Annotated in this window: 21 protein-coding genes; 2 read left to right on the top strand and 19 right to left on the bottom strand. The window is 37.9% G+C overall.

Features of this window, described 5'->3' with window-relative positions; genetic code table 11:
* Window positions 1–8: 8 nt before the first annotated feature.
* The 17 genes from AB3217_RS05055 to AB3217_RS04975 form a co-directional block, all read right to left on the bottom strand.
* On the bottom strand, window positions 9–1,475 hold the full coding sequence (locus tag AB3217_RS05055) for an FAD-dependent oxidoreductase (protein ID WP_367365764.1): 1,467 nt from the start codon (window positions 1,473–1,475) through the stop codon (window positions 9–11).
* A gap of 304 nt (window positions 1,476–1,779) precedes the next feature.
* On the bottom strand, window positions 1,780–2,076 hold the full coding sequence (locus AB3217_RS05050; protein ID WP_367365763.1) for a nuclear transport factor 2 family protein: 297 nt from the start codon (window positions 2,074–2,076) through the stop codon (window positions 1,780–1,782).
* Between the two features lie 93 nt (window positions 2,077–2,169).
* The gene (locus tag AB3217_RS05045) at window positions 2,170–2,643 is read right to left on the bottom strand and encodes a flavodoxin (protein ID WP_057784896.1); all 474 of its coding nucleotides are present in this window, start codon (window positions 2,641–2,643) and stop codon (window positions 2,170–2,172) included.
* Window positions 2,644–2,700: 57 nt separating this feature from the next.
* Window positions 2,701–3,306 carry an NAD(P)H-binding protein gene (locus tag AB3217_RS05040; RefSeq protein WP_057784897.1) on the bottom strand — a complete coding sequence of 202 codons (606 nt, stop codon included), beginning with the start codon at window positions 3,304–3,306 and terminating at the stop codon, window positions 2,701–2,703.
* Between the two features lie 30 nt (window positions 3,307–3,336).
* Window positions 3,337–4,923 (bottom strand): cation:proton antiporter, encoded by a 1,587-nt coding sequence (locus tag AB3217_RS05035; protein ID WP_367365762.1) that lies wholly within the window; start codon window positions 4,921–4,923, stop codon window positions 3,337–3,339.
* A 132-nt stretch (window positions 4,924–5,055) separates the two neighbouring features.
* Window positions 5,056–5,895, bottom strand: a complete 840-nt coding sequence (locus tag AB3217_RS05030) for an SDR family oxidoreductase (RefSeq protein WP_260289565.1) — start codon at window positions 5,893–5,895, stop codon at window positions 5,056–5,058.
* Window positions 5,896–5,925: 30 nt separating this feature from the next.
* Window positions 5,926–6,342, bottom strand: a complete 417-nt coding sequence (locus AB3217_RS05025) for a MerR family transcriptional regulator (protein ID WP_367365761.1) — start codon at window positions 6,340–6,342, stop codon at window positions 5,926–5,928.
* A gap of 123 nt (window positions 6,343–6,465) precedes the next feature.
* Window positions 6,466–7,023, bottom strand: a complete 558-nt coding sequence (locus AB3217_RS05020; protein ID WP_367365760.1) for a DapH/DapD/GlmU-related protein — start codon at window positions 7,021–7,023, stop codon at window positions 6,466–6,468.
* Window positions 7,024–7,064: 41 nt separating this feature from the next.
* A complete protein-coding gene (locus AB3217_RS05015) occupies window positions 7,065–8,429 on the bottom strand; it encodes an MFS transporter (RefSeq protein ID WP_367365759.1) in 1,365 nt (454 codons plus the stop codon).
* Window positions 8,430–8,617: 188 nt separating this feature from the next.
* Complete coding sequence (locus AB3217_RS05010) at window positions 8,618–9,451, bottom strand: aldo/keto reductase (RefSeq protein WP_057784435.1); 834 nt, start codon at window positions 9,449–9,451, stop codon at window positions 8,618–8,620.
* A gap of 30 nt (window positions 9,452–9,481) precedes the next feature.
* Complete coding sequence (locus AB3217_RS05005; protein ID WP_068805565.1) at window positions 9,482–10,210, bottom strand: RibD family protein; 729 nt, start codon at window positions 10,208–10,210, stop codon at window positions 9,482–9,484.
* Window positions 10,211–10,271: 61 nt separating this feature from the next.
* Window positions 10,272–10,907, bottom strand: a complete 636-nt coding sequence (locus AB3217_RS05000) for an NAD(P)H-binding protein (RefSeq protein ID WP_057784433.1) — start codon at window positions 10,905–10,907, stop codon at window positions 10,272–10,274.
* Between the two features lie 287 nt (window positions 10,908–11,194).
* A complete protein-coding gene (locus AB3217_RS04995) occupies window positions 11,195–11,761 on the bottom strand; it encodes a flavodoxin (RefSeq protein WP_367365758.1) in 567 nt (188 codons plus the stop codon).
* A gap of 188 nt (window positions 11,762–11,949) precedes the next feature.
* Entirely contained in the window at window positions 11,950–12,600 is a 651-nt protein-coding gene (locus AB3217_RS04990; protein WP_367365757.1) for an NAD(P)H-binding protein, read from the bottom strand.
* A 24-nt stretch (window positions 12,601–12,624) separates the two neighbouring features.
* Window positions 12,625–13,020 carry a MerR family transcriptional regulator gene (locus tag AB3217_RS04985; protein ID WP_057784430.1) on the bottom strand — a complete coding sequence of 132 codons (396 nt, stop codon included), beginning with the start codon at window positions 13,018–13,020 and terminating at the stop codon, window positions 12,625–12,627.
* A 138-nt stretch (window positions 13,021–13,158) separates the two neighbouring features.
* Entirely contained in the window at window positions 13,159–14,580 is a 1,422-nt protein-coding gene (locus AB3217_RS04980) for an NAD-dependent succinate-semialdehyde dehydrogenase (protein WP_260266913.1), read from the bottom strand.
* 118 nt (window positions 14,581–14,698) lie between these two features.
* Complete coding sequence (locus AB3217_RS04975; RefSeq protein WP_367365756.1) at window positions 14,699–15,073, bottom strand: flavodoxin; 375 nt, start codon at window positions 15,071–15,073, stop codon at window positions 14,699–14,701.
* 268 nt (window positions 15,074–15,341) lie between these two features.
* Between AB3217_RS04975 and AB3217_RS04970 the strand changes: the two genes are divergently transcribed.
* Window positions 15,342–15,932, top strand: coding sequence for a TMEM175 family protein (locus tag AB3217_RS04970; protein WP_367365755.1), 591 nt, complete (start codon window positions 15,342–15,344; stop codon window positions 15,930–15,932).
* A gap of 340 nt (window positions 15,933–16,272) precedes the next feature.
* Window positions 16,273–17,598 carry a replication-associated recombination protein A gene (locus AB3217_RS04965; RefSeq protein WP_367365754.1) on the top strand — a complete coding sequence of 442 codons (1,326 nt, stop codon included), beginning with the start codon at window positions 16,273–16,275 and terminating at the stop codon, window positions 17,596–17,598.
* A gap of 55 nt (window positions 17,599–17,653) precedes the next feature.
* On the opposite strand, the gene AB3217_RS04960 is transcribed toward AB3217_RS04965, so the two are convergent.
* On the bottom strand, window positions 17,654–18,172 hold the full coding sequence (locus AB3217_RS04960) for an adenine phosphoribosyltransferase (RefSeq protein WP_068805549.1): 519 nt from the start codon (window positions 18,170–18,172) through the stop codon (window positions 17,654–17,656).
* Complete coding sequence (gene recJ / locus AB3217_RS04955; protein WP_367365753.1) at window positions 18,173–20,518, bottom strand: single-stranded-DNA-specific exonuclease RecJ; 2,346 nt, start codon at window positions 20,516–20,518, stop codon at window positions 18,173–18,175.
* Between the last annotated feature and the right edge of the window lie 89 nt (window positions 20,519–20,607).

Genomic DNA, 20,607 nt, shown 5'->3' with positions numbered 1-20,607 from the left:
TGTATTTTTTATTTTCCTAAATACTTGATGACAGATTTTCCTGCCAAACGTCCCGAATTCCAGGCAAACGCACAACTAATACCTTCCAATGTTGGATAAGAAGTGTCATACATACCACTTGCATCATTACCAGCAACGTAAGCACCCTTAATTGGCTGCTTATTTACTTTTAAGGCCTCCATTTTGGCATTTGTTTCAATTCCACCAATTGTACCTAAGGAAGTTGAACGGGCTTTAAGGGCATAAAACGGACCCTTTCGAATCGAGAAACGCAGATAATCAGATGATTTATAAAAATCAGGATCTTCTTTTTTGTCGACATGCTCATTGTACTGTTTAATCGTGTTTTCAAAATCCAGTTCCGACACGTGCAATTGCTGCGCCAAATCTTGTAACGATTCCGCACGCCACCCGGCTTCTTTTTGAATCGCTTCTTCCAAATCAGCATCAATTTGTGGAAATGGGCCGACTTTATGGGTCATCACTTGATGATCTAAGCTCTTAAAAGTGCGTTCAAACGAATCTGTCCAATCAAGTGATTGCGCTGAAATATAGTCAACAAACTGTTGATCTAGAATAATGTAATAGTAGCCGCCTGCCGTATAGGTTGCGTTGCCCCATAAAGCAAAATCGTAGCAGACACTTTCATCTACAAATCGGTTAACAGCGCTATCAACCCACAAAAATGGTAAATTTGTTAGTGAAAAAATTGTCCCGTTGTGCCATTTATGATTTTGTGGTGAAATCACCGAAGCCGCATGATTTTCAAACACCCCCATATGGCGAGTGTCTGCCCCTAACTCGGCCAGCATTTTGATACCATCACCAGTTGCCTTACGTTCTCCCATGCTATATAGATTATCAGGATTTATGGCTAAATATTCTTTGACGAGATCCGGATTGCCAATAAAACCACCATCAGCCACGACCACTGCGGAACAATCAATCACAAAATCGTGTTTATCTTGGTGAACCTGAACACCTACTATGTTGCCATCCTTTTGAATAATCTTAGTACCTGCTGTTTTAAGAAAGAGTTGCCCACCATGATCCTTAAACCTGTGGATGAGGCGATCAAACGCAACAAATTTATCAATGTATTGGTGGTAAACCTTTGGATGTTGTTGATGGACCTCTTGTGTATTATTTACAAGTTCAGTTTTTAATCCTCGCTCATCAAGCCAGTCAATGGTAGATGCTGATTCCTTTAGGATAGCTTTTGTTAAATTCAAATTACTGCGATAATGGGTGTAGCTCACCAGCTCTTGATAGGCTTGTTTGAGGGAATATTGCACACCCGCTGCCCTTTGTTGACTACTTTCAACTGCAAACAGTCCCTGAGCACCAAACATCCCAGCCCCACCAAATTTATCACCTTTTTCAAGCATGATAACTTGTTTTCCTGCTTCCGCTAACGTTACACCAGCAGCAATCCCAGCAGCACCAGCGCCAACAACCACAACATCCGCTTCCATGATTTAAAAATCTCCTTTTCAAAAGCAATTCAGCAATTTCTTTTTCGATACATCTAATTAAGTTTACCAAAGTTCAATGATGAAAGCGATTAATTACAACCCACCTGGTCTTGAAGCAGTTGATAAAGTCAGAAAATCAGGGCAAACCGACACTAAAAAAGCCTTAATCTAGAGAGTGAATGAACAGCTTCACTCCCAAACTATCAAGACTTTTTTAAATCTAGTTTTAATACATGGCTGCATCAATATTCATGATTTTCCAGTCATCAGCAAATTTTTCTACGTGCAAGGTCAACTGAAGTGGCTATATATTTCGCCCACCATGAATACTAGCATCGACTTGTCTTTGACCAATTAGATCTGCCTGATGATCATTTTTCATCTGAACTTTTACATTTTCTTCAGTTGAAGAAAAATAGTTCATTTGTTTTGTATCAATGTCTTGTAACCATTTTTGTTTACTCTGGACCATTCCCGTCATATGGACTAAATGGAAATTAGCATCTAGTAATGCGCCTAATTTCTTAGTATCTCCGGCCACCATATAACGATTATGGTCTCGGTATAATTGGACAATTCGTGCTTCTTCATCATTACCCATCTATTCTGCCCCCTGAAATATCCTTATTGACAAGGTCCGCCATGCAAAGTCTATAAAATAGTTCAATTGATTTTGACTTTCCGTTTCAAAAAATTAGAAACTTTCTGACCAGTCCACAACCGCTTTTTCAGCTGTATCCCAATCGCTGCCGGTCAAGCCCAAACCCTTTACCACCTGAGACGTTCCAACAAGATGCTTGAAATCTTTTTCATAGGAATCAGCCGAGCCTGTATCCGTATAAAAAGGCGCTAATTTGGTTTTTGAAGGTGTAATTTGTTGCAAGAAACTACGAACTGGCGTTGAAACTTCACCAGACCAAACTGGCCCACCAACCAAAACTAAATCATAATTACTTACATCTGGCAACTCGCCAACCAGTTTTGGTAATTGGTTTGTTTCCAACTGCTTTTTTGCCCGATCTGAAGTATCAAACATATCAGTCGAAAATGTACCATCTGCTACCTTCATTGCAAACACTTTTCCATTTGTCACTCTTTGAATAATTTTTGCCAGTCTCTCAGTATTACCAGACCAAGAATAATAGGCAATTAATATCTTTTTTGCCATCTTTTGTCTCCTAAATGTTTTTAACACTCTAACCGAGTTATCAATATCCTAAACTTGTTACTTACGATTAATCCCCAAACTATCTCGTGAGCCTAATTTTTCATCATGAGCTAAACGCACAACCAAGTCCGCAATACTCTTTCTTGATACATCGTGGCCACCAAATGGCTCACCTTTTTTTGTCACTTCATAACTTGTATCATTACCATTATCGAACCATCCTGGTCGAATAATTGTGTAGTTTAAATCAGAAGCCTCGATCACATCTGCTGCATCTCGATAATTCTGTAATACCGGATTAGAAGCCAAATTGCCACTAGCACCCACGGAAGCGGGAATTTCATTATAAATTCCCATCGAAGTAATAAACAAAAGGCGTTTTACGTCCGAATGATCCATTGCATTCACCAAGGAAGAGGCCATTGAACGTAAGTTACCACTTAAAGCAGCAAATACGGCATCTTGTCCCTTCAAAGCCTCAAGTAAAGTGCTTGTATCTGCCACACTGCCAGTTAACGCCGTTTCGCGCTCCTCATTTATGTGTCCTAAACGACGAGTATTTCTCGCCATTAAAGTTAATTTATCGGTTGTATTCTCTAAAAAGTAATTTCTTGTGACACTACCAACTGAACCAGTTGCACCAATAATTAAAATATTTGCCATTTTAAATTTCTCCTCTTTACTTTATAAAAACTAAATAACCTGATTTTGTGGATCTAATACCAACGATTCAGATAACAAAATTTCACTAAATAAATCATAAATATATTCGGAATTAACCATGTGATTTTTAGCAAGATCATAAAGAAAATTACGTTCTTCATCAAATGCTTGCATCAAGGCCCGTCGTTGTTCCACACTTTGGATACTTGTCAAAGTGGACTTGTCAGTGGTCACAGAACGCCATTGATTGAAAAATGCTTTTAACGTATTTTTTTGCACCTGATCACGCAAATCATAAATCACGATTTCGCGTACTTTGTTACTCAAAGTCATCGTTTCCACATGCTGAACGCCAACAATTACCATTTCATTTCGTAAGATCTTTAACTGAGTTGTCTTATTTAAAGTATCTGCATCTAAAGGAAGAATTACTTTAAAAACGATCGTCGGAATTAACATGCTCAAAATAATCACAACCGTTTCAATAAGAACTATTTCGTTAAAAAGAGATCGCGAAACCCCATTACTTAACACAGAAAATGTCATGGCTAACGTCACTGTCCCATGAACCCCGCCAAGGGCAAATAACAGTGCAGATCTGTTTGTCCGATCCGAAATAAAAAAACGACCATAGATAAAACGCACAATCAATAATAAAACGTAAACCAGAACGCCTATCGCCAACCAACGCAAGGAAATCCCAATACTGCGGCGCTGTTCAAAAATAATTCTCTCCAAACTAAGTCCCAACACTACAAAGACAAAACTGTTTAACACACTATTGGAAAAATTAACCAGCTGTAAACCCAGATGCATCTGGCGTGGTGATGAAAATCGACTCCGCGTTGTTTCGCTATTATGAATCAATCCAGCAGTCACGACCGCAATAATTCCAGAAACGCCTACTTCTTCTGCAATGAAATAGATACAAAATGGCGTTAATAGGTAAATTAGGGTTTGCGATGAAATCACATTGACTGATGATCGAACTAAAAATTGACGAAAGGCCATCACAATCAAGCTTAGAATTCCGCCCAAAATAATTCCACCGCCTGCTGAAAATAAAAACAATAACACATTTTTTCCAAACGCGACCTGACCGGTTTGTAACCAGAGGAAGGCAGCTTGCAAGAGAATTATTCCGGTCGCATCATTAAATAAAGATTCTAACTTTAAACTTTTTCTTATCCCACTTTGAATGGTTCGTCCCTCAATCACTGAATCAAAAGCTGTGGCATCAGTTGGAGTACTGATGGCAGTCACGATCAATGCCAACGGAATCGCCAAAGCAAACACTTGATGAACCACAATTGCCACTATAATTGCCGAAACGGCTGCTAAACCTACAGCCGTTCCCAAAATATTATTAATCTTTTTTCTTACCAACAAAGCCGGTGTGGCCTGGCCTTCGAAAAACAATAATGGTGCAATAATAAAAATCATAAAAATTTTATCATCAAAGCTCAAAATCAAATGATTTGTAAATGGAATTATTCCCAAAATAATTCCCATGACCAAATTAATATACGTACTTGACACATGACTGACAGTTTTGGCAATAATATCACTAATTGCAACAGCAATCAGAACAACAAAAGACGACAACATTAATGACATTCAACAAACTTCCTTTCGGTTCTCAAACCAGGCTAAATTCCACCTTCAGTATATCAAGTTTTAAACTATTTTAGAAAAATTTGCCAAAAATCATCAATTTAATCCAAATCGTTATTCAAATTTAGCAGTTGTCTACTCGCCATCTGGAAAATCAGTTGATGCTGCCAAATCCTTTTGTTTTTTGTAATCATCCAATCGCTTTGTTAGCACATCAATTGTGTTTTGTACGGCCGCTGATCCAAGCATCATCCGTAAAGGAGCAGGATTTTGATCTACACTCTCAATAATTCGAGTTGCCATTCGTGCTGGATCTCCAGGTGCTAAACCATTAGCAGGGGCCAACATTTTTTCAAATGAACGAGCCGGATTTCCCTTATATGCTGGCATTGCTTTGGCTACTTGAGCACTTCCATATCTAAATTCCGTACGAGCACCACCCGGCTCTACGATTGTGACACCAATATTGAAAGGTGCTACCTCTTGGGCCACTGATTCTGCAAATCCTTCAATCCCAAATTTTGATGCATGATACATTGAGTTTCCTGGAAAAGCAACTTGACCACCATATGAAGAAATTTGAATAATTCTTCCATGTTTTTGCTCGCGCATTTTTGGTAAAATTGAACGAATCATTTGAATCGATCCCAATAAATCTGTTGAAAGGATTTTATTGACTTCTTCATCACTAAGCTCTTCTGCTGCACCAAACAATCCATACCCAGCATTATTAACTAACACATCAATTGTGGCATGTTCTTTAGAAACTTTGCTGACCACATTATGAATGGCGGTTACATCAGTAACATCCAACTTTTCATAAGAAAATGTCTCAGGATACTGAGCAATTAAATCCTTAATTTTTGCCGCATTTCTAACCGTCCCAATGACTGTATTTCCAGCTGCTAACAATTGTTTTGTTAATTCTAATCCAAATCCGCTACTTACGCCTGTAATTAACCATGTTTTACTCATCATAAATTTCCACCTATCTTTTAATATTTTTTACTTATCCTGATCCAATTTTTCCTGATGCTGCCGTTCAAGGGTGCGCAATTCTTCTTCACTTGCTTGTACATGATCATAAAAATGATTCAATTTAAAATGCAAATGATCAATAGCAGCCTGAAGATCATCACGTTTTTCTTCCATTTCGGCCATTTGCTCGTTTAATAAAGCAATTTGTTCTTTTGTATTGTCTTCTTGATTATCAAATAATTGAATGTACCGGCGGAGATTTTCAATACTCATCCCTGCCGCTCGCATTTGTTTCACAAAATTAATGCGGCGAATAATTCGTTCATCAATTTCACGATTACCAGCCTCGCTTCGATCAATCGCCGGAATTAAAGTTTCCTTTTCGTAATACCTAATTGTGGCCGAAGAAACACCTGTTTTTTCACTGGCTTCTTTAATGGTCATTTTAATCCTCCTTTTAAATTGATTCTCATGTTCTTAAGAACTGTCTAAAGCATAACTCTTAAAGTGCACTTGAAGACAAGCCGCAAAACTTGATTTTTTGAATTTTTTTTAAACAACTGCGCTTTAGTTCAATTGTTTAATGACCTTTGCTGGAGTTCCTACCGCAATACAATTATCAGGAATATCTTTAGTTGCAACTGCTCCAGTCCCAATAATTGAGTTTTCTCCAATTTTTACCCCAGGTAAAATGCTCACACGGGCACCAATCCAAGCATTTTTCTTAATATGAATTTCACCAGTTTTAATCACTCGAATATTTTTAGGCTCATGGTTGACCGTATAAAAACCAACACCCGGTCCCATCATGACACCATCATCAATGGTAATAGTGCCAACTGACATCATAGTTAAACTATGATTAGCATAAACATTTTTACCCAAGTTTACTCGATTAGCACAATCTACATGAAATGGTGGCGTAAAATAAGTGCCATCTTTCATTTGACCATGAAACATTTCGTTCTCTAGATCTTTTAAATTCTGCTTTTTAGCAGGATCTGTCATATTAATTAAATGACAATAATGATCATCACGATCAATTTCACCATGAACTTCCTTTTGATACTGTTCGTTTCGAATATCGAAAGATTTTCCGTTTCTTAATTCTTCAAAAACACTCATAATAACGCTTCTTTCTATTTTAAAATCAATTTATTGTTAATTTAATTTTTATTCTTCTTTGGCACAATCATAATAAACGTAAGGATTAAAGCAATCACAGGAAAAGCAACGCCTCCTCGTAGTGCCCAGTCTGTTCGGATTACCAAGCTGTTGGAGTTTGCAACCACAGAACTCAAAACGACTAAAAGTGCTAAGCCCAATGAGCCACCTACTTGATGGGCCACATTCACAACTCCTGATGCTGCACCAGCATCTCTTGCATTAATCTGAGCAATTCCTGCAGTTGTTAAAGGACTCAAAACTGCCCCTTGACCTGCCCCAATTAAGATCATCGGTAAAGCAATTGCAAGCACATAATTACTGCCATTGCCGGCAAAACTCAGCCAAAACATGCCAATAATTGTTAACACTAAGCCTCCAACAAGTGTCATCCCATTACCAAATTTAGCGGTTAGTTTTGAAACCTGCAGTGCACTAATAAAGTTAGCAATTGTCATTGGGAAGAAACCTAGACCAGCCATCAAGGGTGAAAAGCCATAAACTTCTTGTAAAAATTGAGTGATGAAGAACCAAAAGGCCATCATGGCACCGAGGAATAACATTCGGGCTAAATAAGCACCAGCCCGTTCAGAATTCTTAAAAACTCTTAATGGCATGATTGGTTGAGCAACTTTGGCTTCTCGCCAAATAAACAGACCCAATAAAATAACGGCCGCAATAATCCAATCCCAAGCTGTAGAACTTTCAGAAACTAACAAAATCCCATAAACTAAACTAATCATACCGAGCAGTGACAGCAAAGACCCAATACCATCAAAAGATCCTTTTTGTGACCTGCTTGACCGAACTGCTTTTGTCGCCCAGATAAACATTACAATGGCAATTGGCACATTTACGAAAAATGCATATCGCCAACTTAATAAACTTGCGAACAAACCGCCGATTACTAATCCAAGACTTGCACCAATTCCAGCAACGGCCCCGTAGTCGGCAACTGCTCTGATTCGTTTTTCCCCTGCAGGAATACTATCCATCAATAAGGCTAAAGTTGATGGTGCCAAGGCTGCAGCACCAGCGCCCTGAAAGCCACGAGCAATGATTAACCACATTGGACTATTTGCTAAGCCTACTAGTAAAGAACCTAATCCAAAGATGACTAGTCCAAAATTAAAAACATGTTTTCGCCCAATAATGTCACCTAAACGACCACCTAGGAGTAATAAGCCACCGAAAATAATTGTGTACGCATTTTGTACCCAGGTTAAATTGGCGGTTGATAAATTCAAATCAGTCTGGATTTTTGGTAATGCCGTAATCACAACTGAAACATCCAGAACCGTCATAAAATAACTCACCAAGACGATCGATAAAATTGAAAATTCGTATTTTGTAAATTTACTTTGCATGTTTGCATCTCCTCATATTCTTGTTTGACTACAATTAAGAAGTATAGAGGGTTGTAGTAACTGCAAGGCAAGCCTTTTTTCAAAAAAGTTTCATTTTTTCTGAAAGAAACCGAAGCTCAGGATTTTAGACAATAAAAAAAGCCGAATAATGATTATTATTCGGCCATTTTATACACAATTTTCAAGTTTTATCTAAAATGCCATGTAACAGAAGTATCTTTCATTTTTCGCATTGCATCCATATCAGCATCAGATATCTCAAAGTTCAGTTTTGTATTGCTTTCAATATGCGTCTTACGAGTGGCTTTGGGAAGCGGCACAATCCCATTTTGAATACAGAATTGAATTGCGAGTTGAGGTAAGTCAACGTCATACTTTTTCGCCATTGTCTTTAGACCTTTATTGTTTAATAAAGCTCCCGTGGCTAGTGGAGAATAGGCTTCAACTAAAATATTATGACTCTGGGCATACTTGGTAATGGCGTCTTCCGTATATCCCACATAGTACTGAATTTGATCAACCATTGGTTTAATCTCTGAATGATTAAGAATATTACTTAAATCATTCGCGTCAAAATTTGAAACGCCAATAGCTTTAGCTCTACCAGATTTGTAAATTTCTTCCATTGCCTTCCAAACATCACGGTTTTCCAAATCATAATTGCCGCCTGTCTGACTCCAAGGTTGAGGAGCATGAACAAGATACAGATCAACGTACTCTAAATCAAGATTACTTAATGAAGTGTTAAAATCATTTAAAGTCCCTTGGTAAGACTTAGTTTCAGCCGGTAACTTCGTTGTGACAAAGACATCATCACGCTTCATACCAGACTCCTTAACTGCTTCACCTACTTGTTTTTCGTTTCCATAAACAAGTGCAGTATCAATGTGCCGATAGCCTACACTTAAAGCATCTAAAACTGCTTGTTTTGTTTGAGAAGCTGGGATTTGCCATGTCCCAAATCCCACTTTTGGAATCGTTGTGCCATTAGTTAAGTTAAAAGTATCTGTTAATTTTGTCATTTTTTACCTTCTTTATATAACATAGAGTGCTTACTGTTTGTCAGTATTGTTTACTAAATAACGTAGCCAAACAGTATTGCCTTTTGTTTCTACACCTTTTAAAGTAAATGAAACGGGTGTTGCTTTGGACAATCCTTCACGAGCTTCGAATAAACTTGGCGTTTTGCTCGATCCATCTGCTGCCGGTGTCAAAACCAAACTTATCTCATCACACAATCCCTGCTGAATGAAAGACCAATTTAAAACGCCCCCACCACCTAACATGACGGTTTCCATATGAAATAAATTCTTCAACTTGTCGAGAGCTAGTTTAGCATCCAGTTTATCCTTACCTGAAATAATATACGGTATATTTTTATGCCTTAAAAACGCTTTATAGGCATTACTAGCTTGACCCGTAAGAACTTCTAAGACTTGTGCATGGGTCGTTTGATAAACTAATTCATTTGACTGCCAAGCTAAGCGGCCATGAGGATCAATAGAAATATAATACTTGTCAAACTTAGTCGGAATAACAAAGTCCCCAGCCGGAACCTGAGGCGCATTTTGATCAAGGTCCGGTTTTTTATAAAATGTAAAATTATCATCTGTAGTGGTTCGCCCTGAAAGCCAGCCCTGATGTTGATAATAGCCATTTTTTTCAAATGCTAAATGATAAAATAGTTGACCAGGTTCTGGTCCTGCTGCCCCATGATAAGGCCCACTAATCTTTCCATTTAACGAAGTTGCCATATGACAAAAAATATAAGGTCGGTCCATTTTTATTTTTCTCCTTTTATATTAAAGCTTTGAAAACTACTAATTGCTATTTTGAAAACACTTAATAAAACGAGGGCTTATCCCATTCTGTATCTGGTTCTACAACACCAATATTTTGCTTACTATATTTAGTTGGCTCCTGAATAATTTCGGTAACTAGTTTAGCAATTGCCTGTCGTGTAACTTGAGTACCTTTTAGTGGCTCGCCCTTGGGAACAATTTCAAATGCTTCGTTACCATCCTGATCATACAACCAAGTCATCCGCAAAAAAGTATAGTTCAACCCACTGTTATCAATCACGGCAGCAGCATTCTTGTAAATTGTATAGTCTCCCATCATGTTGGCATTCCATTCACCAAATTTACCGGCAACTTCATCATAAATACCAAGCCCACCCGCAACAATTAGCCGCTCTCCGCCAACTTTTTTCATGATTTTTACGACCAATCGATTGGTCTTCTCAAACTGAGAAGTTGCCAAATAGACAATGTCTTGCCCAGTAATTGCGCGCACAAGCTCATCACTATTACGCCAGTTACCTTTGATAATTGTGACGTTGTTAGTCTTCTGATATTTTTTCAAGACTTGTACATGACTTGAAAATAACGTTAATTGAATTTCAGGAAAAGACAATAATCTTGGAATCAAATACTGACTTATTTGGCTGGAAGCTCCTAATAAAACGACTTTTTTCATGATGTATCCTCCATATTTACAATTTAAGCTTTACAAATCCAGTTTAAATGCAACTTTGTTATACGTCTAATGCTTAATCTGAATCAATCTATGCTCATAAGGCTGATCTGTCGTTCAATTAGTACGTAAATCCAATAAAAAACTTTTCACAAATAAGAAAAGTTTTCGTCTATACCTTCATTTTATTTATTAATTTTTGCTATCCATTGTGCAACTTGTAACTTAGACCGATCAACTTTATTTCCATCAACAACCAACGCTTGGGTAAAAGTGTTTTGGCTGGCGCCTTATTCGCGCAAAATTTCTTGAATTTGTTGAACACTGTCGCCTTGGCCATACCCACCTTCACTCATGAATGGCGCAATTCTTTTACCCGAAAGCAGTTGACCAAAAGTTGTTAAAAATGAGTTCATTGGGTGTGATAAATGCATTGCCCAAATCTGATAACCTAAAAAAATTGTGTCATACTGACTTAAATCCGGTAGTTGCATATTCAGCTCTGGATAATTATTATTTTCTCGTTCCAGATTTGCGCGTTCCAGTGTTTTCTGATAAACACCAGGGTAGGGATTTTTTACGACAACCTCTAAAATATCAGCTGAAGTTTTTTCATCGATCATACCGGCAAGCAATTCAGTACTTCCCGACCGTGAAAAATAAATAATAAGTTGTTTTGCATCCTTAGTTAGTTTCCGAACTGGTTGATTTTTGTTGTTTGTATCTTGACCATCAGATGGTGTCCCATAACCATTTTGCCATTCACCGTTTGTTCTTCCTAATTGCGGTGCATATATTGGCTGGCCGTCAATTTTACCAACAACTTTTTGCGTCGATCCTTGTTTTTTTATTTGCAAATTTTATTCCTCCATTTTCTGAAATTCATGTCCACTAAACCCACACATTATCAAACTAACTTTTTATTATGGACCTTATATCTCACTCCAAGGCAATATCTATTAGTTACATATTTGTGCAGAAACAAGAAAAGAGCAACAAATTTTCCCTAGAGAAATTTACTACTCTTTAAAAGAACTTCTTCTATTTAATAAACCGGACGATCTGAACCCTGAGTTGCTGGATCGGCAATTCCCAAACTATCTTTTGATCCAAAAGTTGGATCAGCCACAATCTTCAAGACCACATCAGCAATACTTTGCCGTGATCCTGAGACACCATTGTACTGGTCATTTTTGTGTGTCACCACATACTTCACTTCATCACGATCATTCAACCATGGTAAGCGCAACGTTGTGTAATCTAACCCTGATTCGTCAAGAAGTTTATCTGAATTAATTGCGGCCGGTAATCCACTCATGACACTTTGACGATTCCAGCGACCAAACTCACCAGGAACTTCATCATATAATCCCAAAATATTTGTAAAGACAACTCGTTGCACATTATTGGCCTTCATTGCTGCAATCACATTTTTAGTCCACGCATTGTTGCTAGTATGATCAACAACTGCTACAAAGACCATATCTTGTCCAGAAACTGCCTTGTTCACATCATTTTCGTTATCAAGACTACCTTCAACCACAGTCACACGTGAATCATTTGCCAAATTACTCAACCGAGAACTATTCCTTAAAAATAAGGTTAGTTCGACATCTTTAAAAGCCGATTCACTTAATACACGGTCTTCAACGATTCGGGCAATCTGTCCATTTGCTGCCATAATTAATAATTTCATTTTTGTTTTCTCCTCGTATTTTATTTATTGAATGTTTCCGTCATATGCTAATTTTTCTCTTTCATAATTAAGTGTATGATCTTCAAAATGATCAATCTTATAATCAAGATACTTAATCGTCTTTTCAATTTTCTTACGTTGATCTTCTAAATCTTGCCGTTGATCAACCAACAATGACTTACGTGATCCGGCCGTTTGTTTCCCTTCACGATACAACTTCACAAACTCAATTAGGGCTTCAATCGACATGCCAGCATTTCGTAAAGCTTTGATATAGAAAACCCAGTTCATGTCGCGTTCACTATACTCACGGTAACCACTGTCATTTCGTTTAATTTCTGGTAACAATCCTAACCGCTCCCAATAACGGAGCGTATCTTTGGTTAAATCAAACTGTTTACTGACACCATTGATATTCATATTTTCTCCTCTTCCCTCATTCTTTTCTTCATCTCTTTGTTATTCTAAACCTTCGTGTGAACTCTAAGGCAAGAGAAAAACGAAAAGTTTCCCACAAATTTGTAAGAAACTTTTTTTCGAACACAATATAAGTTTTAATTATTCAGGATCAGTTGCAACCAATCCACCGGCCAAATTATCCATATTTGGTTTATCAGCCGTTACAATCAACTGTTCATTAACAAAGGCATTTAATCCTAAGCTACTCATTTCTCGGCCATAGCCAGAATTTTTTACACCGCCAAACGGTAAGTCGGGTAGAGAAGTCATGAAGTTATTCACGAAAACCATCCCTGTTTCAATCCGACTAGCTACTTTTGTTCCACGTTTAGGATCACCACTGAAAACAATCCCGCCTAAACCTAAATCGGAATCATTAGCTAAATCAATTGCTTCTTGCTCACTATTAACTTTATAAACCTGAGCTACTGGTCCAAACATTTCTTCAGAATATGCCGGATTATCTTTTTTAATGTCAGTTAAAATAGTAGGTTGGAAAAATTGACCGGGCAAATCAATTTTTTTATTACCATAGTAAAGCGTTGCCCCGGCTTCAATAGCCTCATCAACTTGACTTTGTAACTTATCTTTTGCCCGTTTAGAATTCATTGGTGCTAAAGTTGTTTGACTATCCATTGGATCTCCAGGTTTCACATTAGCAAAATTTTCCTTCAACTTTGCTAAAAATTGGTCATACAAATTGGCCGCCACGATAAATCGTTTTGACGATGTACATACCTGACCTGCGTTGTAAAGACGAGCTCGCCAAGCAATATCCGCTACACTATCTATATCAGCATCATCTAATACCACAAATGCATCAGTACCGCCCAGTTCCATGGTGTTTTTCTTCAAGTTTTCACCAGCTGCTTTGGCAACGCTACGACCACCACGTTCAGATCCTGTCAAAGCAACACCTTGGACCCGCGAATCCGCAATGATTTCACTAACTTGATCATAACTTAAAAATAGATTTTGCAGGCTAGCATCTGGGGCTGATGACTCCTTAATTACATCTTCAAACGCAACCGCAGATCCTGGTGTGTTTGACGCATGTTTCAAGATCATCGGATTACCAACCATAAAGTTTGGTGCAAACACCCGCATAATCTGATACATTGGAAAATTCCAAGGCTCCACCATCATTAAAATACCAAGTGGGTGCTTTTTTATCTGTGCATCCCCAGTAGCGACAGTTTCAATTTTTGTTGGTGCTAATAATTGAGCCCCATGATCAGCAAAATAATCTGCAATCAATGCACAAAGTTCAACTTCTCCTTGGGCCTCTCGATATAGTTTTCCCATATCAGTCACCATAGCTTTAGCTAACTGGTCACTGTGCTTGCGAAACAATTTGGCAATTTCATGTAATTGTCCTGACCGATTCTCGGGTTTATCTGCTTCCCACTGTTTGAATAACTGATGTCCCACTGTCAACGCCTTTTGAATGTCATCGGTCGTTGCATTTGGGTATTCTTTCACAACCTCATTTGTATATGGGTTAATTGTTTTATACGCCATAAGTTTCCTCCATCTTTCGATACTTTCTATTTTTTCCTAAATCACTATTAATTCCTAGTAACCTGTTTACTCAACTACAAATGTAGCACCATTTTCCTTGGCCAACTTTTGAATCACATCAACCGTATCTGCTAAAGGTGTTGATGCACTGGTTGAAAAAGGCCACAACTTCTTTACCCGTAAAATTACCCTGTTCAAATAAACTATGAATAATCATTGGCGGTTGTGACCACCAAGTTGGATAACCCACGTAAATTTTACTATATTGATTAAAATCTGGTAAATTACCACCCAATTTGGGGTGAATTTGATTATCCTTTTCCTTTTCACCAGCAGCTACTATCCCATTGTAGTCGGTTGGATACGGCTTTTCTGGTTGTAGTTGATAAATTGCAGCTCCAGTCTTTTTTTGCAATTTTTCAGCTGCAGATTTTGTATTACCTGTTAATGAAAAATAAATAATTAATGAGCCTTCATCAGCAATAATCGACACCTCCAATATAAAAATCTTTATTTTTTTGTATTATTGTTTTGGCTGGTATGCACTAAAACTTAACCTGGTGAAGTTTCTCTGTCACCATTCATTTTAGATGTTGTCATAAATATCGTTAAACCTGCCTTTCATATTCAACAAGGTCATCATAAACCTTCGTGTGTACTCTAAGGCAAGAAAAAGATTCGTTTTTTTGAAATAAGATTTCTTCAGAACATGTTATACTAAAAAAATATGCAAGAAAATATGAGATAAAGAAGGTTTTACTTTGAATAAAGAACGCTTGGCAGCTTTTACAGATGCTGTTCTCGCCATTATTATGACTATTTTAGTTTTGGAACTGGAAAAGCCAAAAACTGTTAATTTAGCTGGCCTATGGGCGTTACGCGCTAACTTTTTTGCTTACACACTATCGTTTTTTTGGATTGGTTTAATGTGGACCACGCACCACAATAATTGGCACAAAGTAAAGAGTGTTTCTAACGCAACCGTTTCTTATTCCTTAGTCATGTTATTTTTAGCTTCATTCTTTCCATATACCACAAGCTTAGTAGCATCCAATTTTAACAACGTCACCGCCCAAGCACTTTATGGCGTTATCGTATTAGCTGTTTCGTTTAGTAACATGGCCATTTCTTATTCTTTAAAAAAAGTAAATCCTGCTGCTCGTTTTGGCTGGTTGTATGCCTTACCCAACTCTTCAATTATTTTGGACGTTGCAATTAAATTAGTTGGGCTGATAATCACATTAACATTTTATGCACCGGCAATGATTTACGCTATTTTCATTGATATATTTATCGTGGGTTATGCAACTAGACAATCTAGTAAAAATCAGTTTCACTTAAATAAAATTTAATGGTACTAATGATTGCAAAAAGCGATTAGTTTTATAAAAATAATAAAACTAATCGCTTTTTCACTCATCATGTTTTGCATTCATACAAATTTAACTATAGTTCAATCTCACTGAATCCCGAAAAAGCACAACTTCAAGGAAAGTTTAGGCAAGGCATATTTACTATGTTAAACCCTTCAGACTCTGGACAATCAATTATGTATCCTAAACGTTCAATTAAAAAATTATGAAATATACTCATAATCAATATTTATTGAAAGTAAAGCTTTTGTTTATCTTTTCTCCAAACACAGTGGTAAATTTAAAGTATCAAGTCAAACTCTTATGAAAGGCATTTATTTTGAAACAAGAATCTTTATTTGCGTCAGAAAACAATCAAAATAGCCCACTAGCCAACCGCGTACGGCCACAAACTCTTGAAGAGTTTACAGGTCAAACTCATTTATTAGGCAAAGGAAAAGTATTACGTGAAATTATTGCTCAAGATCAATTACCTTCAATTATTTTTTGGGGCCCGCCTGGCGTTGGAAAAACAACATTGGCACAAATTATTGCCAACCAAACTAAATCTCATTTTGTTACTTTTAGTGCTGTCACAAGTGGGATTAAAGACATTCGCAAAATTATGGAAGAAGCCGAAGAAAATCGGGAACTCGGTGAGAAAACAATTGTTTTTGTTGATGAAATTCACCGGTTCAATAAGGCCCAACAAGACGCCTTTCTTCCATTTGTGGAACGAGGAAGTATTACTTTAATTGGAGCCACAACCGAAAACCCATCGTTTGAAATTAATTCCGCTTTATTATCGCGTTGTAAAGTTTTCGTACTTAAAGAATTGAGTACTGCCGAAATCAGCAGTTTACTTCGCAAAGCTTTAAATAATGCGAATGCTTTTCCAAACTTAAAGGTACAAGTTGACGAGAATACTTTGACTCTTATTGCTCAATTTGCAAACGGTGATGCCCGTATTGCTCTCAATACTTTAGAAATGGCAGTTCTTAACGCCGATCATCAGAATAAGTTGGTCATAATTACTGAAAACAACTTGAATCAGTTTATTAACACAAAATCACTGCGTTATGACAAGCATGGTGAAGAGCATTACAATATTATCTCAGCTCTTCATAAATCGATGCGAAACAGTGATGTAAATGCAGCAATTTACTGGCTATCACGCATGTTAGATGGTGGTGAAGATCCGCTTTACATTGCTCGACGCTTAGTTCGATTTGCGAGTGAAGATATTGGTGTTGCCGATACCAAGGCACTTGAACTGACCATTAACGTTTTTCAAGCCTGTCAATTTTTAGGAATGCCAGAATGTGATGTTCATTTAACTGAAGCAGTTGTTTACCTATCGTTAGCTCCGAAATCCAGTGCCATTTATAAGGCTCGCTTGACTTCTAAAAAAGATGTCAAAAAAACCGGCAATGAGCCAGTCCCTCTTCAAATTAGAAATGCACCCACCAAGTTAATGGACAACCTTGGATATGGCAAGGGTTACCAGTATGCCCATTCAGAAAAAGACAAATTGACCAATATGAAGACCATGCCCCCGGATCTGGAAGGCCATGAATACTATTTGCCAACTGAAGAAGGTAATGAAAAACGATTTAAACAGCGCTTAGAATATATAAAAAATTGGCATGCTACTCATGACAATTAATTAAAAAAGGATTTGCAACATCGAAAACCAATGTTGCAGATCCTTTTTCAACCGCTTAATATTGCATAAGTGAAAGCATATCATAATTTTTAATTTTATCACGCCCATGTAAATCTGTTAATTCGATTATGAAAGCTGTCCCTACGACAATTCCACCGAGTTTTTCAACTAGATCAATCGTCGCTGAAATTGTTCCACCCGTTGCAAGCAAATCATCCGTAACTAGAACCCGTTGGCCTGGCTTAACAGCATCTTTATGAAGATAAAGAGATGAGGTCCCATACTCCAAAGAATAAGTTGCCTTAACTGTTTCGCGAGGCAACTTGCCCTTCTTTCGAGCTGGTGCAAAACCAACGCCTAATTCGTATGCAACCGGACAACCCACGATAAAGCCTCGGGCTTCAGGACCCACAATCATCTCAACGCCCTTATTACGAGCATAATCAACGATTTGATTGGTCGCTTGCTTATAAGCTTTTCCGTCACCCATTAAAGGTGAGATATCACGGAAAACGACACCCTTTTCTGGATAATCTGGAATACTTGCTACATAATCATGTAAATCTATTGCCATTTATTCAGCAACTCCTTTGTTTTTATCTGCCAAACACGCTTGCATCCAAGCAGTCAGAGTAGCAGACTTGCTGTACAATAATTTTTCTTGTGTTTCAATTTGTTGTTTTCTCAATTGATAGGTCGGAGCCACACTCAACTTCTGCGGCTTGGGATTCGGAATAGACGAAACACGACCGCTTTCTATTTTAACAAATTTCAACTCAAAAAACACCTGAATTAGAAAAACTATCATGTTTTGATCAATATGCAAGTGCTTAACTACATCCGGCAATTGTTTCTTCAAGTCTATGTCTTGATGATTGGCAAAAAACTTGAACACCTTAGCACTCTGTTCTCGGGTTGGCATCCCATCCAAATAGGCATTATTTTGCTGATAGAAATAAACCGTCAAGGCATCTGGACTTTGTTTTGAAAGCCAATCTGCAAACTTTGTGATTGAGTCTGGGCAATCAACCAATGTCAAGTTGCCCTTCAGGCGCAAGTCAAAATTTTCTTGATCTTCTAAAACTGCTACTTGAACTTCTGGTTTCAAATAGGTTTGCACTTTTTCATAACTTTTTTTGTGGAAGAAAACATAGGTGGTCTGAGTTGCAAACATCTTAACACTCAAACGAGTTGTTCGTTTATCAACAATCGGTACAGCGTTAATCAATAAATCTTTTATCATGATTTGGGGCTTAGTTTGATTTCGCCAGGTATTTAACTCCAAAGTTCCCACAACTCGCACATCTTCAGGCAGTGCCTGTAAATATGGCATGAGCTTACCTTCTTTAAAATCAATTGCGTCTATTTTTTGTTTGACCCCTGCTAATTGAAATTTCAAATGATCCTGATTAGCACCAATTTGCTTTACATCAGTAACCTTTTCAGAATCAATTTCAAATTCTGGAATTGGATTATCGGTTCCAAATGGTCCTAACTTAGCCAAATCTTTAATCGCTGGAACAGTGATTTGGTCAACTTTAACCACACCATCAATGGGCAATGGCGAAACCTGATTTTTATCTAGATCGGCTACTGTTGCTGCCTCTTCTAAAGTGGTTTGTAGAGCCGCCACATTCTCTTTAGCTATCGTTAAGCCAACTGCCATATGATGACCACCAAAATTAACATATAACTCACGATTTGTATTCAAAGCCTCAAACAAGTTCAGAGCTTCCACGCTGCGACCGGAACCCTTTAAATTTGTGTCGGTTTCACTGCCACTTAAAACTAAAGTTGGTTTACCAGTAGCTTCTACTAATCGACTCGCCACAATTCCTAAAACTCCCTGATGCCAGCCAATTCCGGTAATCACCAAAGTCTTACGCGCAAGATTTTCTGGAGATTTCGCTTGCAAAATGGCTTCATTGTACACCATATCAACTAATTGTTTCCGTTGATCATTTACAGAATCAATGTGTTTGGCAATCAACTCCGCCTTTTCGTCATCGAATGTCGTCAGCAATTCAACTGCTTCTCCTGCGTTACCAATTCGACCAACCGCATTTAAACGCGGAGCCAGTGTGAAGCCAATATCTTGTTCATTGATTTGTCGGTTTTCTAACCCACTCACCTTGAGTAACGCACTGAGACCAACACGTTGACCTTCACTTAAAACTTTTAAACCACTAGCTACTAAGAAACGGTTTTCATCAGTAAGTGATACCAGATCCCCAACTGTCCCAATGGCAACTAAATCTAGAAATTCTTCTGGCACCTCATCCAACAAAGCTGAGGCCACCTTAAACGCAACTCCAACTCCAGAAAGATCTGAAAATGGATAGTGTGCGCCAGGATAGCGTGGATGCACAATGGCAGTTGCGTTGGGTAATTTTTCAGGCAACTCATGATGGTCAGTCACCACAACATCCATCCCGTGTGTCACTGCGTATTCAATCGGTTCGTTCCGCGCAATACCATTATCGACAGTCACCATTAAGTTCACGCCATTTTCAACAAATTGTTGATATTCAGCCATGTTGGGACCGTAGCCATCCTTAAAGCGATCTGGAACGAAATAATCAACGTTTGCACCCAATTCATTTAACGTTTCAAACATAATCGTGGTACTGGTTACCCCATCAGCGTCATAATCGCCGTACACCACAATTTTTTCATTCTTTACAATGGCAGACTGAATGCGATCCACGGCTTTTTGCATGTCATGCAACAAAAATGGATCATGGATAGCTTCCGGATCCAGTGTTAAAAACTTTGTTGCCTTCTCGGGCGTATCATAGCCCCGATTAATTAAAACCTTTGCCGCAATTTCACTTAACTGGCAGACATCCATAATTTCTTTAATTTTGTCTGATGACACATCGCTTTTCGGCAATTGCCATTTGAACTTTGATTTCAGCACGATTCCACTTCCTAATCAATAAAAACAGAGTGGACGAAAGTTGATCCCTACAGAGATACTTGCTTTCGCCCAATTTTTAGTATTCAATT

It is taken from the genome of Pediococcus parvulus (assembly GCF_964063155.1).
GTDB lineage: Bacteria > Bacillota > Bacilli > Lactobacillales > Lactobacillaceae > Pediococcus > Pediococcus parvulus.
Note: the sequence above shows the minus strand (reverse complement) of the source record. Positions and strands in the feature narration are given on the sequence as shown.

Excerpts from the sequence above, each read along its gene's own strand:
- AB3217_RS05055 (WP_367365764.1), bottom strand. The coding sequence starts at position 1,475 with ATGGAAGCGGATGTTGTGGTTGTTGGCGCTGGTGCTGCTGGGATTGCT.
- AB3217_RS05050 (WP_367365763.1), bottom strand. The coding sequence starts at position 2,076 with ATGGGTAATGATGAAGAAGCACGAATTGTCCAATTATACCGAGACCAT.
- AB3217_RS05045 (WP_057784896.1), bottom strand. The coding sequence starts at position 2,643 with ATGGCAAAAAAGATATTAATTGCCTATTATTCTTGGTCTGGTAATACT.
- AB3217_RS05040 (WP_057784897.1), bottom strand. The coding sequence starts at position 3,306 with ATGGCAAATATTTTAATTATTGGTGCAACTGGTTCAGTTGGTAGTGTC.
- AB3217_RS05035 (WP_367365762.1), bottom strand. The coding sequence starts at position 4,923 with ATGTCATTAATGTTGTCGTCTTTTGTTGTTCTGATTGCTGTTGCAATT.
- AB3217_RS05030 (WP_260289565.1), bottom strand. The coding sequence starts at position 5,895 with ATGAGTAAAACATGGTTAATTACAGGCGTAAGTAGCGGATTTGGATTA.
- AB3217_RS05025 (WP_367365761.1), bottom strand. The coding sequence starts at position 6,342 with ATGACCATTAAAGAAGCCAGTGAAAAAACAGGTGTTTCTTCGGCCACA.
- AB3217_RS05020 (WP_367365760.1), bottom strand. The coding sequence starts at position 7,023 with ATGAGTGTTTTTGAAGAATTAAGAAACGGAAAATCTTTCGATATTCGA.
- AB3217_RS05015 (WP_367365759.1), bottom strand. The coding sequence starts at position 8,429 with ATGCAAAGTAAATTTACAAAATACGAATTTTCAATTTTATCGATCGTC.
- AB3217_RS05010 (WP_057784435.1), bottom strand. The coding sequence starts at position 9,451 with ATGACAAAATTAACAGATACTTTTAACTTAACTAATGGCACAACGATT.
- AB3217_RS05005 (WP_068805565.1), bottom strand. The coding sequence starts at position 10,210 with ATGGACCGACCTTATATTTTTTGTCATATGGCAACTTCGTTAAATGGA.
- AB3217_RS05000 (WP_057784433.1), bottom strand. The coding sequence starts at position 10,907 with ATGAAAAAAGTCGTTTTATTAGGAGCTTCCAGCCAAATAAGTCAGTAT.
- AB3217_RS04990 (WP_367365757.1), bottom strand. The coding sequence starts at position 12,600 with ATGAAATTATTAATTATGGCAGCAAATGGACAGATTGCCCGAATCGTT.
- AB3217_RS04985 (WP_057784430.1), bottom strand. The coding sequence starts at position 13,020 with ATGAATATCAATGGTGTCAGTAAACAGTTTGATTTAACCAAAGATACG.
- AB3217_RS04980 (WP_260266913.1), bottom strand. The coding sequence starts at position 14,580 with ATGGCGTATAAAACAATTAACCCATATACAAATGAGGTTGTGAAAGAA.
- AB3217_RS04960 (WP_068805549.1), bottom strand. The coding sequence starts at position 18,172 with ATGGCAATAGATTTACATGATTATGTAGCAAGTATTCCAGATTATCCA.